The sequence below is a fragment of the Amorphoplanes digitatis genome, from assembly GCF_014205335.1.
GTDB lineage: Bacteria > Actinomycetota > Actinomycetes > Mycobacteriales > Micromonosporaceae > Actinoplanes > Actinoplanes digitatus.
Window position 1 is genome coordinate 572,843 of sequence record NZ_JACHNH010000001.1, and the last position, 22,253, is coordinate 595,095.

Genomic DNA, 22,253 nt, shown 5'->3' on the forward strand with positions numbered 1-22,253 from the left:
CATACCCGCGTGGTCTCATTGGTGCCGTGACCTCGACTCCCGGTGCGGTTCGCCGGCCGGCGTACCGGCTCGTCCGGCGCGCCGCCGCGCCCGTGGCGCGGCTGCGCGACGACCCGCTCCAGCGCTACGTGGTCGAGCACACCGACGGACCGCTGCTCGTGGTGGGCGGGCCCGGCACGGGCAAGACAACGGTGCTCGTCGAGTCCGTCGCGGAGCGGATCGCCTCCGGCGTCGACCCGGAACGCGTCCTGGTGCTCACGTTCGGCCGCCGCGGCGCGACGGCGCTGCGGGACCGGATCGAGGCCCGCATCGCCGGGTCGAGCTTCCACGAGCCCCTGGTGCGCACGTTCCACGCGTACGCCTTCGGGCTGCTGCGGCGGGCCGCCGCCGAGCGCGGTGAGCCCTCGCCGCGCCTGCTGACCGGCCCGGAGCAGGACCTCATCATCCGCGAGCTCCTCGAGGCGGTCGGCGACCCGGATATCGAGGACGCCGTGCGGTGGCCCGAGGCGCTGCGTCCGGCGCTGCCCACCCGGGCGTTCGCCCAGCAGCTGCGCGACCTCATGCAGCGGGCGGCGGAGCGCGGGATCGGGCCGGTCGAGCTGGCCCGGCTCGGCGAGCGGCTGGGCCGCGACGACTGGCCGGCGGCGGCCCGCTTCCTGCGGGAGTACGTCGCCGTGCTCGCGCTGCGCGACGCGACCACCCGCGGGTCGACGGCCTACGACCCGGCGGAGCTGGTGCGGGCGGCCTCCGGCCTGCTGGCCGACGATCCGGGGCTGCTCGCGGCCGAGCGCCGCCGCCTGGCATACGTCTACGTCGACGAGCTGGCCGACACCGACCCGGCCCAGATCGAGCTGTTGTCCCTGGTGGCCGGCGGCGGCACGCCGCTTGTGGCGTTCGGCGACCCGGACTCGTCGGTCTACGGCTTCCGCGGCGCCGACCCGCAGGCGGTGAGCGGCTTCCCGCACCGCTTCCGGACCGCGTCGGGGGCGACGGCCGAGGTCATCACGCTGCACACGAGCTACCGAGCCGAGCCGGCCCTGCTCGACGCGACCGGGCGACTCTCCCGACGAATGCGCGGCGCCACCCGCCACCGCCACCTCCACCCACCACCCACCGGCCCCGACGCCACCACACCGATCCCTCCGCAGGCAGCACCCGTCCCTCCGCAGGCGGCACCCGCCGAGACGGTCTCTCCGCAGGCGGCAGCGGCCGGCACGGTCTCTCCGCAGGCGGCGCCTGTCGAGACGGCCTCTCCGCAGGCGGCACCTGTCGAGATGGCCTCTCCTCAAGGGGCACCGGTCGAGACGGCCTTGCCTCAGGCGGCGTCCGCCGGGACGGTCCCTCCGCATGCAGCGGCCGGCGCGGAGCAGGTGGTGGCCGGGGCCGTCGTGCGGACATTTCGGTCGCCCACCAGCGAGACCGCCTACGTCGCCCACGCGCTGCGGGAGGCGCATCTGCTGCACGGCGTGCCGTGGTCGCGGATGGCGGTCGTGCTGCGGTCGACGACGCTGCAGTTGCCCTCCATACAGCGGGCGCTCGCCGCCTCCGGCGTGCCGACCGTCACCCATTCGGAGGATCTTCCGCTGCACTTGCAGCCCGCCGTCGCGCCGCTGCTGCTCCTGCTGCGCTGCGCGCTCGAGCCCGAAGTCCTCGACGAGGAGGCCTCCGTCGCGCTGCTGCACTCGCCGCTGGGCGGGGCCGATCCGCTGGCCGAGCGGCGGCTGCGGCAGGGGCTGCGGGCGCTGGCCCTGGCCGCCGGCGACCGCCGCCCCTCCGGCGAGCTGCTCCTGGACGCGCTGCGCGATCCGGCCGGGCTCGCCGTCGTGGAACGCCGCTGGGCGGTGCCGGCGCAGACCATCGCCCGGCTCATCGCCACCGCGCGCGAGGCCGCGGCCGCGCCCGGCGCGACCGCCGAGCAGGTGCTCTGGTCGGTCTGGCGGGCCAGCGGCCTAGCCGAACGCTGGTACGGACTGAGCACCCGCGGCGCACCTGTCGAACCCGGCGGCGAGGGCGGCCGGGCCCGGCAGTGGCGTGCGGAGGCGGCCGACCGCGACCTGGACGCGATCGTGGTGCTCTTCGACGCGGCCGCCCGCTTCGTCGACCGGCTCCCCGGCGCGCGGACCGAGGTCTTCCTCGACCACGTCCTCGGCCAGGACCTGCCGGCCGACTCGATCGCGCCGAGCGCCGACCGCGGCGAGGCCGTCCGCCTGCTGACCGCGCACGCCGCCAAGGGCCTCGAGTGGGACGTGGTCGTGCTGGCCGGCGTCCAGGAGGGCATCTGGCCTGACCTGCGGCTGCGGGGGAGCCTGCTCGGCTCGGAGCGCCTGGTCGACTACCTGGCCGGCCGGGCCGCGTCCGGCGCGGCGGCGGTGGTCGGGCAGACCTCGGCGCTGCTGGACGAGGAGCGCCGGCTCTTCTACGTGGCCGCGACCCGGGCCCGGCGTCGCCTGGTGGTGACGGCGGTGGCGTCGGCCAGCGTCGGCGGCTCCGACGGCGAGGAGCAGCCCAGCCGCTTCCTGACCGAACTCGGCCTGCCGGACGGACGCGGCGGCCCAGGCCGCGAGGACCCGCCGGACCCGGACCCGGACTCGGGACCGGACGACCCGGACGACCCGGGCCCAACCGAGCCCGACCCCGACCCCTGGGACCAGCCCACCCCCTCCGCCGAACTCACCCCCGCCGACGCGCCCGGCCCCACCGACAGCTCCGACTCCGGCAACGAGCCCGGCCCTGTCGACAGGCTCGGTCCTGGGGACACGCACGGCTTCGCCGACGAGCCCGGTCCCGCCGACGGGCCCGACCTCCCCGACACGCCCGGATCCGGGGCTGCCATTGATCGGCCCGGTGGTGACGTCCCCGCGCACCGCGAGCACGACCGGCGCGGCGGCGGCGACGGCGCGGCCGCCGAGCCCGGCGAGGAGCAGGCGGTCATCGACGAGCTAGCGCTGCCGGTGGGGCGGCCACCGCGGGCGCTCACCCTCGCCGCGCTCGTCGCCGAGCTCCGCACCGCCGTCGTCGCGCCGGAGGCGACGCCCGAGCGGCGGCACGCCGCCGCTACCGAGCTGGCCCGGCTCGCCGCCGCGGGCGTACCGGGCGCGCATCCCGACGAGTGGTGGGGCCTGCGGCAGCTCTCCGACGACCGGCCGCTGGCCGAGGAGGGCGAGCCCGTCAAGGTCACCCCCTCCTCGATGGAGAGCGCCCTGCGTTGCAGCCTGCGCTGGCTGCTCGAACGCCACGGCGGGGCCGCGCCGGCCGGCCCGGCGCAGGGCGTCGGCAACCTGGTGCACGCCGCGGCGATGCTCGCCGAGGACGCGAACGCCGACCGCGAGCGGCTGGTCGAGTACGTCGCCGCGCGCTTCGACGCCATCGAGCTCGCCGCCCGCTGGTTGGCCGGCCCCGAGCAGGACCGGGCGCAGGGCATGGTCGACAAGCTGCTGCGCTGGCTCGCCAAGAACCCGCGCCGGCTGCTCGCCATCGAGCACGAGTTCACCGTGCGGCTCGACGATCCGGCCCGGCCGATCCAGCTCACCGGCCGCGTCGACCGGCTCGAGGTCGACGATCAGGGCCGCCTCGTCGTCATCGACCTCAAGACCGGTAAGACCACCACCGTCTCCGCGAGCGACGTCGAGGAGCACGCCCAGCTGGCCGGCTATCAGGCCGCCGTCGACGCCGGTGCGTTCCAGGAGTTCGGCGACGAGAGTGGCGGCGCCGCCCTGGTCCAGCTCGGCCCGACCAAGGAGGCCCGCGAGCAGATGCAGCTCCCGCTCGCCGAGGCCACCGACCCGAACTGGGCGTACGCGATGGTCCGCCGCACCGCCGACACGATGGCCGCGGCGACCTTCTCGGCCGTCGCCAACTCCAAGTGCCGGGTCTGCCCGGTCCGGACCAGTTGCCCGATCTCCGGGCAGGGCCGGCAGGTCGTCGAGCCGTGACCCAGCCCAGCCTCTTCACCGACCGCACCGCCCGGCCCCGGCGCCGCGCCGACGCCGGCCCCCGCTACACCCCGATCGAGCTGGCCCGGCTGCTGCGCCTGCACCCGCCGACCCCGGAGCAGGCCGCGATCATCGCCGCCCCGGTCGAGCCGGTCCTGGTGGTCGCCGGCGCCGGCTCCGGGAAGACCGAGACCATGGCGTCGCGGGTGGTCTGGCTGGTCGCCAACGGGTACGCTCACCCGGACGAGATCCTCGGCCTCACCTTCACCCGCAAGGCCGCCGGCGAGCTGGCACACCGGGTACGCACCCGGCTCGGTCAGCTCGTCCGCCGCCTCGGCCGCCAGGATGCCCTCGCGGGCGAGCCGACGGTCGCCACCTACCACTCGTACGCGGCCCGGGTGGTCACCGAGCACGGGCTGCGCGCGGGCTACGAGCCGTCCGCGCGGCTGCTCACCGAGGCCGCCCGCTGGCAGATCGTCGACTCGCTGGTGCGGTCATACACGGGCGAGATGACCGGGCTGAACCGCGCGCCCGGCACGGTCACCGACGACGTCCTCGCCCTCTCCGGCGAGCTCGCCGAGCACCTGGTCACCCCCGACGACCTCGCCGCCTGGACCGGCCGCTTCTACGCCGAGGTGCAGGCGCTGCCGGGCCGGGTCTACAAGGACGTCGGCGACATGCTGCTGCGCCAGCGGCACCGGCTCACCCTGCTGCCCCTGGTCCGCCTCTACGACGAGCGCAAGCTCGCGATCGAGGCGATGGACTTCGGCGACCAGATGGCCCGCGCGGCCCGGGTGGCCCGCGATCATCCGGAGGTCGGCGCGATCGAGCGGGGTCGCTTCAAGATCGTGCTGCTCGACGAGTACCAGGACACCAGCCACGCACAGGTCGTGCTGCTCAACGCGCTCTTCGGCGGCGGGCACCCGGTCACCGCGGTCGGCGACCCGTGCCAGTCCATCTACGGCTGGCGTGGCGCCTCGGCCGGCACCCTCGACCGGTTCCCGGCGGAGTTCACCGGGCCCGGCGGCCGCGAGGCCTGGGTGCTCAACCTGACCCGGAGCTGGCGCAACCGGCCGGAGATCCTCCAGGTCGCCAACGCGCTCTCCCGGCCGCTGCGGGCCGCCGGCGCCCGGGTGGCCGAGCTGATCCCGGCGCGGCGGGTGGCCGACCGGGTCGGCGGGCGGACGGTCGCCTGCGCGCTGCTGCACACGTACGCGGATGAGGCCGCCTGGATCGCCGACGCCATGCTCGGCTCCTGGCGCGCGGCCGCCGGGCTGCCCGACGCCCTGCCCGGCGACATCCCGCTGGAGAAGCGGCCGACCAGCGCGGTCCTGGTCCGGGTCCGCAGCCAGATCCCGGCGATCGAGGAGGCGCTGCGCTCGCGCGGCCTGCCGGTCGAGGTGGTCGGCCTGGGCGGCCTGCTGGACACCCCGGAGGTACGCGACGTCGTCTGCACGCTGCGGGTGCTCGCCGACCCGACGGACGGTGCGGCGCTGCTGCGGCTGCTGACCGGCGCCCGCTGGCGGATCGGGCCGCGCGACCTGGTCGCCCTGCACCGGCGCGCCCGGTCCATCGCCGCGGCCCGGGTCGCCGGCACCACAGGGGAACAGCCCGAGGACATCGTCGCGGACCGGCTCGACGACGCCACCCTGGTCGAGGCCATGGCCGACCTGGGCGTGCCGCAGCAGTACTCGCAGGAGGGCTACGCGCGGCTGCGGGCGTACAGCCGGGAGCTGGCCGAGCTGCGGCGGCGGCTGGACCAGCCGCTGCCCGACCTGGTCGCGGACATCGAGCGCACGGTCGGCCTCGACGTCGAGGTGGCGGTGCGCGGCTGGGGCGCCGGCGACGCGGGCCTGGCCCGTGGCCACCTGGACATGCTGGGCGATGTCGCGGCCCGGTACGCGGGCGACACCGGCGGCGGCACGCTCGCGGGCTTCCTCGCCTTCCTGGCGGCGGCGGAGGAGGAGGAACGCGGGCTGACCCCGGGCCAGGTCGACGTGGTCGAGGGCGCGGTGCAGGTGCTGACCGCGCACGCCGCGAAGGGCCTGGAGTGGGACGTGGTGTCGGTCGCGGGCCTGACCAAGGGCGTGTGGCCGGGCATGGCCCGGGGGTCGGACCACTTCCTGATGGGCATCGGGGTGCTGCCGTTCCCGCTGCGGGGCGACGCCGACGGGCTGCCCGTGCTGGATCTCTCGCAGGCCGCGGACCAGAAGGACGTTGCGGGTGCGCTGACCGCCTTCGGCCGGGCCTGGCGTGAGCACGACGAGCGCGAGGAGCGCCGCCTGGCGTACGTGGCGGTGACCCGGCCGCGGCGGCTGCTGCTCTGCTCGGGCTACTGGTGGGGCGACGGGGTGAAGAAGGCCCGCGGCCCGTCGGTCTTCCTGGAGGAGATCCGGGGCACCTGCCTGGCGGGTGCCGGGGTGGTCGAGCACTGGGCACCGGAGCCGGCCGGGGACGCGGCCAACCCGAGCGCGGAGCTGGTGGCGACGGCGGAGTGGCCGTCGGACCCGCTCGGCGCCCGGCGGCCCGCGATGGCGGCCGCGGCGGACCTGATCCGGCGCATGATCGCCGCCCCGGAGGCCGAGGCGGCCGCCGCCTTCGTGGCGCTGGCGGAGGAGGACGCCGAGGTCGCCGGCCGCGCCGGCCTGGCCGCCGACCTGGTCGGGCTGCCGGCCGAGGGTGATCCGCCGGTGCCCGGCCGGCCCGGGCGGCCCCGGCCCGGCGCGGGCGTTCCGGCGCGGGCACCGGACCGGTCCGGCCCGGCGGCGGACGACGGTTCCGGTCCGGCTGGTTCCGGTCCGGCTGGTTCCGGTCCGGCTGGTTCCGGTCCGGCTGGTTCCGGTCCGGCTGGTTCCGGTCCGGCTGGTTCCGGTCCGGCTGGTTCCGGTCCGGCTGGTTCCGGTCCGGCTGGTTCCGGTCCGGCTGGTTCCGGTCCGGCTGGTTCCGGTCCGGCTGGTTCCGGTCCGGCTGGTTCCGGTCCGGCAGGTTCCGGTCCAGCGGGATCCGGGGACCCGGACCTGGAGCGGTGGCGCCGGGAGGCGACGATCCTGCTCGCGGAGCGCGACGAGCGGGCCCGGCGCGACGGCCCGCTCGAGGTGGCCCTGCCGCCGCACCTCTCGGTCTCCCAGCTCGTCGTGCTGCGGCGTGACCCGCAGGCCCTGGCGCGATCGTTGCGCCGCCCGCTGCCGCAGCGCCCGGCGCCGCACGCCCGCCGCGGCACCGCCTTCCACGCCTGGCTGGAGCAGCGCTACGGCTCCGTGCGGCTGCTGGACCTCGACGAGCTGCCCGGCGCGGCCGACGACGACGCGGCCGCGGACGAGGAGCTGGCGGCGCTTCAGGAGGCGTTCCTGGCCGGCGAGTGGGCCGACCGGACCCCGGTCGAGGTCGAGGTGCCGTTCGCGACCACGGTGGCGGGCGTGGTGGTGCGGGGGCGCATCGACGCCGTCTTCGGCGAGCCGGGCGGCCGTTTCGACGTCATCGACTGGAAGACGGGCCGCCGCCCCACCGGCGCGGACGCGGCCGCGGCGGCGGTGCAGCTAGCGGCCTACCGGATCGCCTGGGCGGCCCTCGCCGGCGTCCCGGTGACGCGGGTCCGGGCGGGCTTCCACTACGTCCGCGACGGCGTCACCGTGCGCCCGGCCGACCTCCCGGACGAGGAAGGCCTGACGTCCCTGATCGAAGAAGTCCCGCAGGCCACAGGCCCCGAAGCCGCGCCGGAACCGGCCGAGCCCGAATAGGCCCGCGGCGCGGGGGTCGAGCTGAGCGGTGCCGAGGGCTGGTCAAGGCAGGGCGGGTCCGCAGAGCGGGGCCGGTCTGAGCGGTGCCGGGCCGGTCAGGGCAGGGCCGGTCCGCGGTGGAGGCCGGTCTGAGCGGCACGGGGGGCCGGTCGGGACCGGGTAGGTCCGCGGCGCGGGGCTCGGATCAGGCTGCGGCGGCTGCCAGGAGGTGCAGGAGGGCGCGCGCGTAGGCCTCCTCCGGGGTCCGGGCGGCGAAGGTGCGGTCCTCGCCCAGCAGGGTGATGTCGACTTCCCAGCCCTTCTCCTCGCGGCGCAGGGCCCGCAGCGTGCCGCCCAGCAGCTCGCGCAGCTGGCCCTCGTGCGGCAGCCAGAGCGCCTCGTCCAGCTCCACGTCGTCGAGCGCCCACTCCGTGGTGCCGTTGAAGCCGATCAGGCGGCCCTCCTGGCCGTGATAGACCTCGATCGTCATGTCGCTCAGCACGAAGACCTGATCGTCCAGGTCGCGGTCCGGGATCGCGAAGCGGTCACCCGGGCCCGGTTTCCAGATCAGCCCGGCCGCCCTGAGCTGCTGTGCCACTTGTACGCCTATCACCGGCGGACCCCCTGCGTCGTGCTAGGCTCCATCGCGTTGTCAGTTTGGTTCCCAAGTACCTAGGAGCGCCTGTGGGGATTCTGCCCCAGGCGCTCTTTGTCGTAACCCGGGTTTCTCCGGTACGGGCGATCAGTACGGCGACACGAGTCCCGCGAAGTGCGGGTCTTACTACCTCGTTCCCGTCCATAATGGTCGGGGACGATCGACCGTCGAGGAGACGAGCATGGTTACCGGCGTAGTGAAGTGGTTTAACGCGGACAAGGGCTTCGGGTTCATCACCCCGGACGACGGCGGTGCCGACGTCTTCGCCCACTTCTCCGCCATCCAGACTTCCGGCTACCGCAGCCTGGACGAGAACCAGCGTGTCGAGTTCGAGGTGACCCAGGGCCAGAAGGGCCCGCAGGCCGCCAACATCCGGCCGCTCTGATCTCAGCCTCGCGCTGACCACCGGCGCCGGTTCCCCTCGGGGGACCGGCGCCGGTGGCTTTTTCGGCCCGAATGTCCGGTCCGGTGGGGATGAAAGACCAGGTCAGGCGCCTGCCGGGGCGGCGTCGCCGACCTCCTCCGGCCGCGGGGCCGTGCCGCCGAGGTGTGCCGGCAGCCACCAGGTGTCGTCCGGCCCCGACGGCTTCTCCGGGTAGGCCCGCTGCGCCGAGTCCAGCAGCTCGCTGAGCCGCTTGCGCAGCACGACCGTCGTGGAGTCGGCCGAGCCGTCCGGTGCCGGCTCGATCGGCGCGCCGATCGCGATGATGACCGGTACGTGGCGTTTCGTCAGGTCCTTCTTGCGGCCCTTGGTCCAGAGCCGGTGCGGCCCCCACACCGCCATCGGGATCAGGGGCACCGAGGCGGCCGCGGCCAGCCGCGCGGCTCCCGACTTCAGGCCCTTGACGGTGAACGACTCGCTGATCGTCGCCTCGGGGAAGACGCCGACCACCTCGCCGCCGCGCAGCGCGGTCTCGGCCTCGTGGAACGCGGCGTTGCCCGCCTTGCGGTCCACCGGGATGTGGTGCATCCCGCGCATCAGCGGGCCGCTGATCTTGTGGGTGAAAACCGACTGCTTGGCCATGAAGCGGACCAGCCGCTTGGCCGGCTGGGCGCCGAGGCCGCAGAAGATGAAATCGAGATAGCTGACGTGGTTGCTCGCCAGCACAGCCCCGCCGGTGGCGGGGATGTGCTCCGCTCCCTCGACCTGAATCCTCAGATCGAGCACGCGGAACATCGCCTTGGCAGCTCCAATGACCGGGGGATAAACGATTTCCATCGGGTCACGGTACCGGGGTTGGGTGAAGCGTGGCTGTGTGCGTGCAACCGATTCGGTGTCCGCGGCGTCTTAGAGGTGACTGCGCCGAAAATCGGCACTCCCTGGGAGGCTACGCATGCAGACCGTGTCCGCCCGGCGGGAGTTGGGAATCGTGGTCGCGCTGGCCGTCCTCGGGTTGGGCCTGGTATTGATCGTCGCCTTCGCGCCCTGGTATGCCCCCGCCGGCGCCCGCGACGCCGGCGCGACGGTGGTGCAGACCTATGAACCGCAGCCCGGGGCCGCGCTCGGGCGGTGACCCGTGACGCGCATCGGTGGTGTTCACTGGTGTGATGTCCGAGAGCACCCAGACACCCGTCGCCTGGTCGCGGCCGGGTGGCGCCTGGGGTTCGGGCACCGTGACCGCTCCTGGCGTACCCCCGCTGGTCCCGCCGCCACCGGCCGCCCCGCCGGAGTCGCCCGGCGGAGATGGACCACGGCGGCGCCGGCGCCAGATTTTGATCTTCGGTGGCATCGCCGGCGGCATCCTCGCGATCGGCCTGACCGTCATCCTCATCGTCGCGCTGACCTCGGGCGGCGACCCGTTCGGCGGCAGGCCCGCCGCCGTGACCGACCTGCGGCCGCCGCTGGCCCAGATGTGCCCGGCGCCGACCGTGCCGCCCAGCGCCGCTCCGGTCGTCCCGCCGAGCGCCGTGCCGCCGGCCACCGGCGAGCGGACGACCGACAAGGAGTCGGGCATCTCCTACAAGAGGTATCCCAGCCCCTGGCTCACCTGGGACACCACGTGGCGGGCCGGCACGCTCGAGGTGCCCTACCGGGTCGGCCAGCACTTCGTGACCGAGCAGTACAGCGGCGGTTCCTACCACGCGTCGATCCTGTCGGCAGCGGTGCCGGCCGCGGACAACGACGCGGTGACGCTCGACCTGGAGTGCGTCGGCCGGCAGGTGGCCGCGGACGTGCGGGCGGAGTACTACCCGCAGCCCAACACGATGGAGCCGCTGCGCGACGAGATGACCCGGCTCGGCGGGCGGCCCGCCTGGGTGAGCGAGTTCCGGCTGCACTTCCAGGCCGCCGGCCTGACCGCCACCGACGAGCGTTCGGCGGTGGCGGTCATCGACGTCGGCAAGCCGACCGCGGCGGTGCTGTACGTGTCGATCCCCGGCACACACAAGCAGTTCGACTACGTGATCGACGACGTGCTGAAGTCGGTCCGGCCGCTGTAGGCGCGGCTAGCTGCCGGTCAGGCCCCAGCGCTTGCGCAGCGCGTTGTCGGCGGCGTTGAAGAGCACGTCAATCAGGATGCCGATCACCAGCACCACGATGATGAACGAGATGACCAGTGCGGCCTCGTTGAGGTCGCGGGCCTGCTGCATGCGTACGCCGATGGAGAGCGCACCCGGCACGATGACCAGCAGCTCGCCGGCCATCAGGCTGCGCCAGGAGAAGGCCCAGCCCTGCTTGAGGCCGGAGATGAACGACGGCAGCGACGCCGGCAGGATCAGGTAGCGGTACCTCGAGAGGCCGTTCATGCCCAGCACCTGCCCGACCCGCAGCCAGGTACGCGGCACGTAGTCGATGCCGCTGATCAGGCCGTTGGCCACCGAGGGTGCGGCGCCGATGACGACAACGAACATGATGGCGCTCTCGCTGATCTGGAAGAGCAGGATCGCGAGCGGGAACCACATGATCGACGGCATGGTCTGCAGGCCGGTGATCAGCGAGCCGATCGCGGCCCGCAGCGGCGCGAAGCGGGAGACCGCGGCGCCGATGACCGTGCCGATCAGCACGGCGAGCCCGAAGCCGGTCACGGCCCGGATCATGGTGATGCGGACGCCCTCCCAGAATTCGGCGGTGGTGATCACCGAGCGCAGCTCGTCGAAGACCACGGCCGGGCCGGGCAGCACGTACTCGGGCTTCCACTGCGCCCAGACGACGATCTGCCAGGCCAGCACGACGATCGCGATCGCCAGCAGCTTGGGCCACGCGCTGCGCCAGATCCGGCGGCCGAGCGCGCCCTTCTCATCACGGCCGCCGAGCTCGAGGGCGTCGAGGCCGGTGACGCGGTCCGCCGCGGCGTCGCTGACCGGCGCGGCCGGCGGCGGGGCGTCCTGGGTGACGCCCTCGAGGCCGGCGCGGGCCGACGGGTACTTAATTGGCATGGCGGGCGACCTCCGCGCGGAGCCGGTCGGTGATCTCGGCGGCCTGGGCGGAGACCTCGGGGGAGTCGATGCGCCGGGGGCGCTCGTGCTCGATGGGGAAGTCCTCGATGACCCGGCCGGGCCGGCTGCTGAGCAGGATGACCCGGTCGCCGAGCCGGACGGCCTCGCGCACGTTGTGCGTGACGAACAGGACGGTGAGCTCCTGCTCGCGCCAGATCCGCTCGAGCTCGTCGTGCAGGATGTCGCGGGTCATCGCGTCCAGGGCACCGAACGGCTCGTCCATCAGCAGGATGTCGGCGTTCTGGGCCAGCGCGCGGGCGAGCGCCACCCGCTGGCGCATGCCGCCGGAGAGCTCGTGCGGCCGCTTGTGGCCGAAGCCCTTCAGGCGGACGACCTCGAGCAGCTCCTCGGCGCGCCGGCGCCGCTCGGCCCGGCCGACGCCGCGCAGCCGCATCGGCAGCTCGACGTTGCCCAGGACCGAAAGCCAGGGGAAGAGGGCCGCCTCCTGGAACATCAGCGAGACGTGCCGGCCGCCGATGTCGAGGGTGCCGCCGCTGATCTTGTCGAGCCCCGCGACCAGCGATAGCAGCGTGCTCTTGCCGCAGCCGGAGGCGCCCAGCAGACACACGAACTCGCCCTTGGCCACGGTCAGGGAGACCCGGTCCAGGGCGAGCAGGGCGTTGCTTCCGGTGCCGTACCGCTTGGAGACGTCGTCGATGCGGACCACCGCGTCCCGGTCGGTACGGGTGCCTGTGGCTTCCAGAATGCTCATGGCAACTCCCAGGTGGGGCCGGCCGGGCCCGCGTGGCGGGCCCGGCCGGGGTTGATCAGGAGGAGGCGGCGGCGTCGCTGATCGCGGGCTGCCCGTCGGCCTTGAGCAGGTCGTTGAGCGGGCCGAGGTCGTAGATGCCCTTGAGGTCGACCGGCTTGAGCAGGCCGACGTCCTGTGCGTGCTGGGCGCTGGTGTACAGCGAGGAGGCGATCGGGTCGATGGTGAACGTCAGGTTCTTGAACGAGGCGGCCAGGATCTCGTCCTTGAGCGGCTTGCCGGACAGGGCGGCGAGCTGCTCGTTGGCGGCCTTCTGCGCGCCGGCGTTGTCGGTCTTGATGTACTTGACCGCGGCGAGGTGGCCGGCCAGCAGCTTCTTCACCGTCTCCGGGTACTTCTTCAGGAACTCCTGCTTGACGATCAGGTGGGTGGTGACGAACTGACCGTTCGGCCACAGGGTCTTCTCGTCGACGAGCAGCTTGCCCTTGGACTCGATGATCATCCGGCTCAGGTTGGGCTCCGGGACCCAGGCGCCGTCGATCGCGCCCTGCGCGAACGCCTGGAGCGCCGTCGCGTTGTCCTGCGGCAGGATGGAGACGTCGCCGCCGCCCTGCTGGTCGGCGTTGAGGCCGTTCGACTTCAGCCAGGCGCGCAGCGCGACGTCCTGGGTGTTGCCGAGCTGCGGGGTGGCGATCTTCTTGCCCTTGAGGTCGGCCGGGGTGTTGATGCCCTGCTTGACGACCAGGCCGGCGCCGCCGGAGGTGCTGCCCGCGATGATCTTCAGCGCGGTGCCCTTTGAGGTGGCCCAGCCGTTGATGGCCGGGTTCGGGCCGATGTAGGTGGCGTCGATGGCGCCGGAGAAGAGCGCCTCGATCGCGGCCGGGCCGGCGTTGAAGGTCTTCGGCTCCAGCTTGGTGTTGCCCAGGGCCTGCTGGAACAGGCCGTTCTTGACCCCGATCAGGGCCGGCGCGTGGGTGATGTTGGGGAAGTAGCCGAGCCGGATCGCCGACGCCTCGCTCGACGCGGAGGCGGCGTCGTCGCTCTTGCCGCAGGCGGCGAGGGCGGTGGCGGAGAGCAGGGCACTGGCGGCTAGGGCAAGCACACGGAGACTGCGGGAGCTCATGCTCACTCCTATTTCGTCGTCAAGGTGGTGGAGGGAATCGCGGAAACGGTGAGTTCGGCCAGCGTGCGGTGGTTCACGACACCCTTGATGGCCTCCTCCACCGCGAGCCAGACGTCCTTGAGCCCGGTGGCGACACCGTGGTAGGTCGTGGTCGTGGTGGGCAGGCCCCGGACCGTGGTGAGTGCGCCGCCGACGGCGCGGACCACATCGCCGACGGTGATCTCCTCGGCCGGGCGGGCCAGGGCGTACCCGCCGTCGACGCCCCGGTGGCTGTGCAGCAGGCCGGCGCGGCGCAGGTCGAGCAGGATGCCCTGGAGAAAGCTGAGCGGGATGTCCTGTGCCGCCGCCAGGGTGGCGGCCTTGACCAGACGGGGATGGTCGGCAGCGACCGCCAGCATTGCCCGGACGGCGTAGTCCGTGCGCGCCGAGACGTACATGGGGATGTCCTCTCGGTCCGGTGTTCCGCTACCCTGCCATCTCTATCTGATAGATGGGAATAGTGGACGAGGTTGGTGAGCGTCGTCAACCCCCAACCGCATGGTGAGAAGGCCGCGTCACCCGCCCTGGGGAATCCGGAAGAGGGCAGCGATCGGTGCAGATCTATGTGAAGAGGGCGCGGGGAGACACGCGCGAGGCGGCGCCGGTGGGCCGGAGCTGACGAAGGTCTACAGGCCGGCGGCCGCGAGCGTCCAGGCCATCGCGGCCTCGAGCAGGGCCTTCGCGCTGGTCTCGTCCCCCTCGGACATCCGCAGCACCCGCGCCGGCACGTAACCCGCGGGGTCCAGCTCGCGGAGCCAGGCGGCGGCCATGGCGGTCTGGTTGGCCGCCTCGAAGACGCTGACCAGGGCCGCCGCGGCGGCGAGCCGGCGCCGGACCAGCCGGTCCGGCAGGCGCGCGGCCGCGAACCAGGACTCGAACTCGTGCACCGAGCCGGCTCCGGCCACGTACGCCGTGAGCTCCGGGCCCAGCGTGGTTACGCAGAGATCCGCATCGTCGTTGACGGGATTCGTGAATACAGGACGATCCAGAATCGCTGCGGTCATACCTAGAGACGCTACCGCCTCCCGGCCATCGCGGCGACGCGCGCGGGCGGTAGGCGCTAGGAGCGCAAAAAGAGAGCCGACACGCGGGCGGCCAGAAGATCGAGCACCGGGCGCCCGTCCTCGATCGCCGCCACGAACGCCGCCCAGGAGTCGAGCATGAAGTCCGCGGTCTCCAGCACCGGCTCGTCGTTGAGGTACGCGGGCAGCAGCAGCGCGTTCTGGAACAGCCAGGGCACGTAGCTGCCCTCGACGTCCCAGCCCGGCAGGTCGCGGGTCCGGTGCAGATGCCGGCGCAGCTCCTCCTCCGACGACCAGCGCAGCATGTGCGCGTCGTGCTTCAGGCTCTTGATGTACGGGTTGTAGAGATGGCCCGGCCCCAGCCCGAAGGTCTGCCGCCACTGCGCCCACAGGATCGCCTCGTCGCGTCCGCCCAGCGTCATGACGTCGTCGGTCGCGCTCTCCAGCAGCATGCTGTTCAGGTACGGCCACAGCGTCAGCGGGGTCAGCAGCCGGTTCGCGTCCGTGCGCAGCACCGACTGGACGATCGGCCAGGCGTTCTTCTCGAGCTCGTCCCACGACGTCAGGTTCGGCACCGCCTTCACCGCCGCCAGCAGGCTGTACAGCGACGGGTTGTGCTCGCCGTAGAAGGTGCGCGCCACCGACCACGGGTCGGTCGGGCGCAGCAGCGACTCCGGCGACATGTCCGCCGGCTGGCGCTGCACCTGGTCGAGGAACTCCGAGAGGCTGACGAACTCGCGGACCGCGCCGTGGCCGGTGTGCGAGATCCAGCGGTCCAGGTCGGCGCGGAACTCGGCCGCCGCGTCGAAGTCGCGGGAGCCCACGTCGTCGATGCAGACCCGCACCTCGACGCCGAGCCGCGCCAGCGCACCGGCGACGAACGCCTGCACCATGTGGATCACCGAGGCCCGCGAGCGCAGCCGGACCGGCCAGAGCAGCCGGATCGGGCCGGAAAGGACGCGCTGCTGGTTGATCCAGCCGAACCGGCGCTCGAGCTGCAAAAGCAGGCCGGGCACGTCGCGCGGCGGCTGGGTGCCGGCCTGCGAGACGAGCTGCCGCTCCCAGCTGTGGTGCCGGACCCGGTGCCGCAGGCCGGTCGCGCGCGGCGGCACGGGCACCTCGGCCCGCTCGGCCAGCGCGGGGAAGAGTCGCTCGGAGTCGACACCCGGGAAGCACTCGACGGGTACGCCGATCACCTCGCGCAGCCGCTCGGCGGTGCTCAGCGCGGTGGCCGCGTCGGGCTCGTTCAGGGCCCAGAGCACGCGCACGGGCCGGTACCGGGCGACCACCGCGATGGCGGCCGTCACCATGCCCGACCAGTCGCTGCTGGCGAGGACGCAGATCGTGTCGCCGCGGATCAGCTCGGCCGTCGCGGCGATCAGCGGCTCGTTGTCCGAGATGTTCGCCGGGTCGTGCAGCAGCCGCGGGCCGCGCACGTGCAGCGTCGGGCGCCAGAAGCCGTGCAGGTGGAAGACCCGCACCGCGCCGTCGGCGCCGCCGGTGCCGCCGTAGCTGCCGCGCGAGTCCAGCGGCAGGCTCACCGCCCGGCCGCGGGCCGACCGGATCGCGATCTCCAGCAGCGGGTCGAAGTTCGTGGTCAGCACGCGGTGGTCGAAGGCCTCCGGCACCTGGGCCAGAAGGTGGCCCAGCGCCTGCACGCCGCGCGGCAACTGCCAGGAGAAGCGGTCGTTCTCGACGCCCTCGCCGACACCGCGCTCCACGCGCTGGCCGAGGCCGTGCGTCGCCAGCGGCGACTCCATCGGGTCCGGCGCCGCGTACGCCTTCAGCACGGCCTGCTGCGCGATCACGTCGAACGCACCGGCCGACACCCAGTCGGTGAAGACCCGCCGGTACGCGCGGTAGACGTCGATCGGCTGCCCGCCGACCAGTTCGGCGCGCGCCTGCTCCAGCGCCCGCTCGAGTGCGCCGTCGTCGTTGCGCCCCGCCGCGAAGCTGTCCGCGATCTCCAGGACGCCGTGCACCCGCGGTATGACGCCCGCGGTGACGCCGGAGCCGAGCAGCAGGGTGATCTGATCGACGCCGCGCAGACTCGCCGTGAGCCGGTCCAGCAACAACGTCTCGCCGGCACTCAGCCCCTCGGCCGGGTCACTGAGCTCATCCCTGGTGGTGAACCCGGGCTCGCTCATCGGACCGCCTGAAGGGACTGCCACAGCTCGCCGGGCCGCTCGGTGAAGACCTGTCTCGGTGTGTGGCGGCTGGCGATCAGGGCGCCGTGGTCCAGGAACTCCTCCAGCTCGCCGGCGCGCCAGCCCAGGTAGCCGACGAACACCCGCATCGCGTCCACCGCGTCGGTCAGGTCCGCGGGCGCCGCCGAAAGGGCCATCGTGCCGAGCCGGTCGCGTACCGGAGTGAAGCGCATCGGCTGGCTCGCGCCGGCCCGCAGCAGCGTGACCACGATGTAGCCGTCGCGGGCCACCGGCCCGCCGTCGAAGAGCGCCACCGGGTGGTGCAGCAGCGGCCGCCAGGCGCCGGGGAACTCGTCCGGGATCTCGCCGGCGGGCCGGGTGACGCAGACGCCGGCCGCGCCGGTCTGGTTGTGCCGCAGCACCAGGATCGCGCTCTGGCCGAGGTCCTCGTCGACGAACCAGGGCGCCGCGTAGAGCACGCTGCCGGCCAGGTTGTGCCGCGGCGCCGCCGGGTTGTGCACCAGCGGTATCTCGCCGCCGGCGTCGCGGGCGCGCAACTCCGGCCGCTCGAAGCCGCGGCGCAGCATCGCCCGGCGCACCGTGCGCCAGATCGTGTGGACGGTGAGGGTCGCCGGGGTCGCCTCCGGGGGAGCGGGGCGCAGGCCGTCGCGCAGGAGCCGGATCAGCTCGCCGGTGAAGGCGGTGTACGCCTCGCCGCGGGGCGCCATCGCCGGGCGGTTCGCGGGCGCGGACACCAGCAGGCAGGTGCCCTCGGCCTCGGCCTTGTCGGCGACGAAGTCGGTGCCGGTTCCGTCGCCGCCGAACTCGGCGCCGGCCCGGCCCGAGTAGCAGCAGTCGAGGATGACCAGCCGGCGGCGGGCCCGGGTGTCGGCGACCGCGCGGCGGATCCAGTCGTACGGCACGCCGCGCTCGTACGGCACTTCCGGGTCGCAGCCGGGCAGGCCGAGGATCAGGTTGTCGTCGTCGGCGTCGACCAGGCCATGCCCGGCGAAGTAGACGAGCAACAGCCCGGCGCTCCCGGTCGCGGCGGCGGCCTTGCGGATCGCCCGGCTCACCTCGGCCGGCGACTCCGGGTCGAGCAGCACGTGGCAGTTCTCCGCCGGGACACCCCATAAATCTTCGTGTTGCAGCAGATCACGCAGATCGGTCACATTGCGCCGGGCGGCCGGCAGCGTGAACAGCCGGCGGTACTCCGAAACACCGATCAGGACGACCTGGGATGCGGCCGGGTCCGCGACGTCACTCATGGGTGATTACTGCCGTTCGCGCTGCTGGAGCTCGGTCAGCGCGGCGGCAAGGTCGGTGTGTCCGCCCGCCTCTATCCGGGTGACGGCGCCGTCCGCGGCGGTGTGCGTGATCGTCACGGCGGGCACGGGCCGGCGGGAGTCGCGCCAGCTGGCCACGGCGAGCGCGAGCTGGCCGGCGGAGAGGCCGGTGCCGATGATCAGCGTCAGGACGTCGAGCACGGTGCCCATCGACTCGGGGTCGGCCAACGGCGCGCGGGTCAGTTCGCCGTCGACGCGTACCGCCTGCTCCCGGCGTAGCCAGCGGTACAGCGACTCGGCGTCCTCGGTCGACTCGCACTCCACGCGCAACCGTACCGGCACAGTCTTCGCTCCCCGTCGACGATGGTGTGATCGGACGCGACAGGATATCGAAGCATTTACCTGACGTCACGGACTCACTACGCCAAACCCGGTGTCCGCGTTCGAGGACGTTGTACAGCCGCACGCGTCAACGGCCACCTCGGCGGGTTAGATTCTCTGGTGTGGCGCGCAAAATGAAGATTCCCGCGACGAAGTATCCGGTCGAACGATTCACCCTCGACAACGGTCTGCGGGTGGTCCTCACGCCCGACCGCACCGCACCGGTCGTCGGGGTGGCGGTCGTGTACGACGTCGGCATCCGCTCCGAACCGGAGGGCCGCACAGGCTTCGCACACCTCTTCGAGCACCTGATGTTCCAGGGCTCGGAGAACCTGGAGAAGCTCGCGCACTTCCGGCACGTGCAGGGCGCCGGCGGCAGCTTCAACGGCTCGACCCACCTGGACTACACCGACTACTTCGAGGTGCTGCCGTCCGGCGCCCTCGAGCGCGCGCTCTTCCTCGAGGCCGACCGCATGCGCGGTCCGCGCCTGACGGAGGAGAACCTGCGCAACCAGGTGGACGTGGTCAAGGAGGAGATCCGGGTCAACGTACTCAACCGGCCGTACGGCGGCTTCCCCTGGCTCCGCCTGCCGCCGGTGATGTTCGAGACGTTCGCCAACGCGCACGACGGCTACGGCTCGTTCGGCGACCTCGACCACGCGACCGTCGCGGACGCCGAGGAGTTCTTCGACAAGTACTACGCCAGCGGCAACGCGGTGCTGGCCGTCGCCGGCGACTTCGACGTGGCCGAGGCGACCGTCCTCATCCAGCGCCACTTCGGCGACGTGCAGGCCCGGTCCAAGCCGAAGCTGCCCGACTTCGCCGAGCCCGACATCAAGGGCGAGCGCCGGGAGAGCTACGTCGACCGGCTCGCTCCGCTGCCGGCGGTGGCCAGCGGCTGGCGGGTACCGGACCCGATCGGCGACTTCGAGACGTACCTCCCGTACGTGGTGCTGGCCGAGGTGCTCACCGACGGCGACGCGTCCCGGCTGGTCGAGCGGCTGGTGCAGCGCGACCGCACGGTCACCAGCGTCGGCGGCTACATCGGATTCATGGGCGACGAGTACCAGGTCCGCAACCCGACCGCGATGCTCCTCCAGGCGCACATGCCGCCCGGCGGCGACGCGGACAAGGTGCTGCGCGCGGTCGACGAGGAGCTCGACCGGCTCGTGACCGGCGGGCTTGCGCCGGGTGAGCTCACCCGCACCCAGGCCCGAATGGCCACCCACCTGCTACGCGACACCGACGCCGTGCTGGGCCGGGCGCTGCCGATGGCCGTGCTGGAGGCGCAGCGCGGACGTCCGGAGATGCTCAACGATCTGCCGCGGCTCGTCGGCGAGGTCACCGAGGCGCAGATCCTCGCCGCCGCCGCCACCCTGCGGCCGGAGCGCCGTTCCACCATCGAGGTCGTCCCGGGAGCGAACCAGTGAGCGTGAGGCCCCTACCGAATCTGATTCCGGACAGCAAGCTCAAGCTGCCCAAGCAGGCCGAGCGCACGCTCAGCAGCGGGCTGACCGTCATCGCCATCCGGCGGCCGGCCGTGCCCCTGGTCGAGGTGCGGCTGCGCGTGCCGTTCGGCCGCGCGCCGCTGGCCCGCGCCACCCTGCTGTCGCAGGCGCTGTTCACCGGCACCGCGAGGATGTCCAGCATCGACATCGCCGCCGAGTTGCAGACCGTCGGCGGCGGGCTGTCGGCCGGGCTTGACCCGGACCGGCTGCTGGTCACCGGCAACTCGCTCGCCGCCGGTCTCGACCGGATGCTGGAGATCCTCGCGGACGTGCTCTCCGACCCGACGTACCCGGCCGAGGAGGTCGCCACCGAGCGGGACCGGCTCGTCGACCACATCCAGGTCGCGCAGACCCAGCCCGCGCACCTGGCCCGGACGGCCCTGCTGCACCGGATGTACGGCCGGCACCCGTACGCGGTGCAGACCCCCGAGGCGGAGCAGGTCAGGGGCGTACGCCCGGGACAGCTGCGCGCACTGCACGCCGACCGGGTCCGCCCCGACGGCGCGGTGCTGGTGCTCGTCGGCGACCTCAACCCGGAGAAGGCGATCGACTCGGCCGAGAAGGCGCTCGGCGGCTGGATCGGCCCGAGCCGCGACGGCAACGTGCCGCCAACCCCGGAGCTGGAGCCCGGCCCGCTGCGGCTCGTCGACCGGCCGGGCGCGGTGCAGTCGTCGCTGCGCATGGCGCTGCCGGCGGTCACCCGGACCGACCCGGACTACGCGGCGCTGCAACTCGCCAACATGGTCTTCGGCGGCTACTTCTCCTCGCGCTGGGTGGAGAACATCCGCGAGGACAAGGGCTACACCTACGGCCCGCACTCGGCCATCGAGCACTTCGTCGCCGGCTCGGCGCTGGTGGTGGCGGCCGAGGTGGCCACCGAGGTCACCGGCCCCGCGATGCTCGAGACCCTGTACGAGCTGGGCCGCATCGCCAGCCTTCCGCCCGGCGAGGAGGAGCTGGAGCAGGCCCGCCGCTACTCCCTGGGCACCCTGCGCCTCGGCATGTCGACCCAGGCCGGTCTCGCCGGTCTCGCCAGCGTCTTCGCGAGCTTCGGCCTGCGGCTGGAGCACCTGGTGGAGCACTCGGCGGCGCTGGCGTCGGCGACCCGGGAGCAGGTCGCCGAGGCGGCGGCCCGCTACCTGGCGCCGTCGGCCGCGGTCACGGTCGTGCTCGGCGACGCCGAGAAGATCGAGGCACCCCTGTCGGCCCTGACCGCGGTGGAACTGGCCGAGTGAGTCAGCCCGGGGAACAGCCGGACGTCGGTGAGCAGCCCGGCCTGGACGGGCCGCCCCTGGCCCGGACGAGCCTGGACCGGGCCGCGCACCACCGGCTCGACGAGGACTGGCTCGCGAGCGCGTGGAAGTCCGGCCTGGTGGTGATCATCGACGTCGCCAAGGGCGGCCGCGCGCTGGTCACCGGCCGGGCCCAGGGCTCGCCGCGGCTGGTGCTGGTCGGCGCCGACGCGGCGCCCGAGGGCGAGCGGCTGTTCCTCGGCGTCGACCCGGCCGGGGTGCCGATCTTCGCGATCGACGGCCCGCTGCCGGAGACCGCCGACGCCGAGGCGTTGACCCTGCGGGAGATCGGTGACCGGCTCGACCCTCGCGACGCCGGAATCCTCACCACCGCGGCGGCGCTGGGCAACTGGCACGCCAGTCACCGGTTCTCGCCGCGCAACGGCGAGCCCACCACCGTCATCGAGGCAGGCTGGTCGCGGGTGGACGCCGGCGGGGGGCAGATGTGGCCCCGGACGGACCCGGCGATGATCGTGCTAGTCCACGACGGCCGGCCGGGCGCGCAGGGCTGCTGCCTGCTGGGGCACAACGCCGCCTGGCCCGCGGTCGGCGGCGTGCGCCGCTTCTCCTGCCTGGCCGGATACGTCGAGCCGGGTGAGTCGGCCGAGGCCGCTGTGGTGCGCGAGGTGCGCGAGGAGGTCGGCGTCCGGCTGAGCTCCCTTCAGTACGAGGGCAGCCAGTCCTGGCCGTACCCCGGCTCGCTGATGCTCGGGTTCACCGCGGTGGCCGATCGGGACCAGGTGATCACTGTGGACCCCGAGGAGATCGACGAGGCCCGGTGGTTCAGCCGGGACGACGTCGCCCGGATGATCGTCGGCGATTACGTGGAGCCGACGAGCGGCGTACGCATGAATCTCCCTATGCGATCCTCCATCGCGTTTTATCTCGTTGAGCGATGGTTGGGCGATTTCCGCCGTTAAGAGATTCACATTTCTCTAATCAAAGATTTTTTCACACCTACTTAGCAACGATGGGAGGACACTCCAGCGTCTGGAAGGGCAGACACGG

The 22,253-nt window shown here is 73.2% G+C and carries 18 protein-coding genes; 8 read left to right on the forward strand and 10 right to left on the reverse strand.

Annotated elements, in window-relative coordinates; all coding sequences use genetic code 11:
* The first annotated feature begins 26 nt into the window (after positions 1-26).
* Complete coding sequence (locus BJ971_RS02705) at positions 27-3,932, forward strand: ATP-dependent helicase (RefSeq protein WP_184989469.1); 3,906 nt, start codon at positions 27-29, stop codon at positions 3,930-3,932.
* Positions 3,929-7,669 (forward strand): ATP-dependent helicase, encoded by a 3,741-nt coding sequence (locus tag BJ971_RS02710; protein WP_184989472.1) that lies wholly within the window; start codon positions 3,929-3,931, stop codon positions 7,667-7,669. Before BJ971_RS02705 ends, BJ971_RS02710 begins: the two co-directional genes overlap by 4 nt.
* Positions 7,670-7,853: 184 nt before the next feature.
* Here the strand turns inward: BJ971_RS02710 and BJ971_RS02715 are convergent, their stop codons facing one another.
* On the reverse strand, positions 7,854-8,246 hold the full coding sequence (locus BJ971_RS02715) for a pilus assembly protein CpaE (protein ID WP_239087600.1): 393 nt from the start codon (positions 8,244-8,246) through the stop codon (positions 7,854-7,856).
* A 238-nt stretch (positions 8,247-8,484) separates the two neighbouring features.
* Between BJ971_RS02715 and cspE the strand changes: the two genes are divergently transcribed.
* Positions 8,485-8,688 (forward strand): transcription antiterminator/RNA stability regulator CspE, encoded by a 204-nt coding sequence (cspE, locus tag BJ971_RS02720; protein ID WP_015625344.1) that lies wholly within the window; start codon positions 8,485-8,487, stop codon positions 8,686-8,688.
* A 102-nt stretch (positions 8,689-8,790) separates the two neighbouring features.
* Here cspE and BJ971_RS02725 read toward each other — a convergent pair whose 3' ends face one another.
* The gene (locus BJ971_RS02725; protein ID WP_184989477.1) at positions 8,791-9,522 is read right to left on the reverse strand and encodes a lysophospholipid acyltransferase family protein; all 732 of its coding nucleotides are present in this window, start codon (positions 9,520-9,522) and stop codon (positions 8,791-8,793) included.
* Positions 9,523-9,637: 115 nt separating this feature from the next.
* On the opposite strand from BJ971_RS02725, the gene BJ971_RS02730 reads away from it, so the two are divergent.
* A complete protein-coding gene (locus BJ971_RS02730) occupies positions 9,638-9,817 on the forward strand; it encodes a hypothetical protein (protein WP_184989479.1) in 180 nt (59 codons plus the stop codon).
* 34 nt (positions 9,818-9,851) lie between these two features.
* Positions 9,852-10,742: a hypothetical protein gene (locus BJ971_RS02735; RefSeq protein WP_184989483.1), complete on the forward strand. Its 891-nt coding sequence runs from the start codon at positions 9,852-9,854 to the stop codon at positions 10,740-10,742.
* Between the two features lie 6 nt (positions 10,743-10,748).
* On the opposite strand, the gene BJ971_RS02740 is transcribed toward BJ971_RS02735, so the two are convergent.
* The 8 genes from BJ971_RS02740 to BJ971_RS02775 all read right to left on the reverse strand — a co-directional run bounded on the left by BJ971_RS02740 (position 10,749) and on the right by BJ971_RS02775 (position 18,406).
* On the reverse strand, positions 10,749-11,678 hold the full coding sequence (locus tag BJ971_RS02740; protein WP_184989486.1) for an ABC transporter permease: 930 nt from the start codon (positions 11,676-11,678) through the stop codon (positions 10,749-10,751).
* Complete coding sequence (locus BJ971_RS02745) at positions 11,668-12,450, reverse strand: ABC transporter ATP-binding protein (RefSeq protein WP_184989489.1); 783 nt, start codon at positions 12,448-12,450, stop codon at positions 11,668-11,670. Before BJ971_RS02745 ends, BJ971_RS02740 begins: the two co-directional genes overlap by 11 nt.
* 55 nt (positions 12,451-12,505) lie before the next feature.
* The gene (locus BJ971_RS02750) at positions 12,506-13,570 is read right to left on the reverse strand and encodes an ABC transporter substrate-binding protein (protein WP_184989492.1); all 1,065 of its coding nucleotides are present in this window, start codon (positions 13,568-13,570) and stop codon (positions 12,506-12,508) included.
* Positions 13,571-13,578: 8 nt separating this feature from the next.
* Entirely contained in the window at positions 13,579-14,007 is a 429-nt protein-coding gene (locus BJ971_RS02755; protein ID WP_184989495.1) for an RrF2 family transcriptional regulator, read from the reverse strand.
* Positions 14,008-14,235: 228 nt separating this feature from the next.
* Entirely contained in the window at positions 14,236-14,613 is a 378-nt protein-coding gene (locus BJ971_RS02760; RefSeq protein ID WP_184989498.1) for a hypothetical protein, read from the reverse strand.
* 56 nt (positions 14,614-14,669) lie between these two features.
* Positions 14,670-16,778, reverse strand: a complete 2,109-nt coding sequence (locus BJ971_RS02765; protein ID WP_184989500.1) for an SIR2 family protein — start codon at positions 16,776-16,778, stop codon at positions 14,670-14,672.
* Positions 16,775-18,046, reverse strand: a complete 1,272-nt coding sequence (locus BJ971_RS02770) for a YqgE/AlgH family protein (protein WP_184989502.1) — start codon at positions 18,044-18,046, stop codon at positions 16,775-16,777. Before BJ971_RS02770 ends, BJ971_RS02765 begins: the two co-directional genes overlap by 4 nt.
* Before the next feature lie 6 nt (positions 18,047-18,052).
* Complete coding sequence (locus BJ971_RS02775; protein ID WP_184989504.1) at positions 18,053-18,406, reverse strand: effector-associated constant component EACC1; 354 nt, start codon at positions 18,404-18,406, stop codon at positions 18,053-18,055.
* Between the two features lie 173 nt (positions 18,407-18,579).
* Between BJ971_RS02775 and BJ971_RS02780 the strand changes: the two genes are divergently transcribed.
* From BJ971_RS02780 to nudC, 3 genes are read left to right on the forward strand one after another with little or no spacing between them, the layout of a single operon-like run.
* Positions 18,580-19,875: a M16 family metallopeptidase gene (locus BJ971_RS02780; protein WP_184998595.1), complete on the forward strand. Its 1,296-nt coding sequence runs from the start codon at positions 18,580-18,582 to the stop codon at positions 19,873-19,875.
* Positions 19,872-21,188, forward strand: a complete 1,317-nt coding sequence (locus BJ971_RS02785) for a M16 family metallopeptidase (RefSeq protein ID WP_184989506.1) — start codon at positions 19,872-19,874, stop codon at positions 21,186-21,188. Before BJ971_RS02780 ends, BJ971_RS02785 begins: the two co-directional genes overlap by 4 nt.
* Positions 21,185-22,165, forward strand: coding sequence for an NAD(+) diphosphatase (gene nudC / locus BJ971_RS02790; protein ID WP_184989508.1), 981 nt, complete (start codon positions 21,185-21,187; stop codon positions 22,163-22,165). The genes BJ971_RS02785 and nudC overlap by 4 nt, the downstream gene beginning before the upstream one ends.
* Positions 22,166-22,253 lie beyond the last annotated feature (88 nt).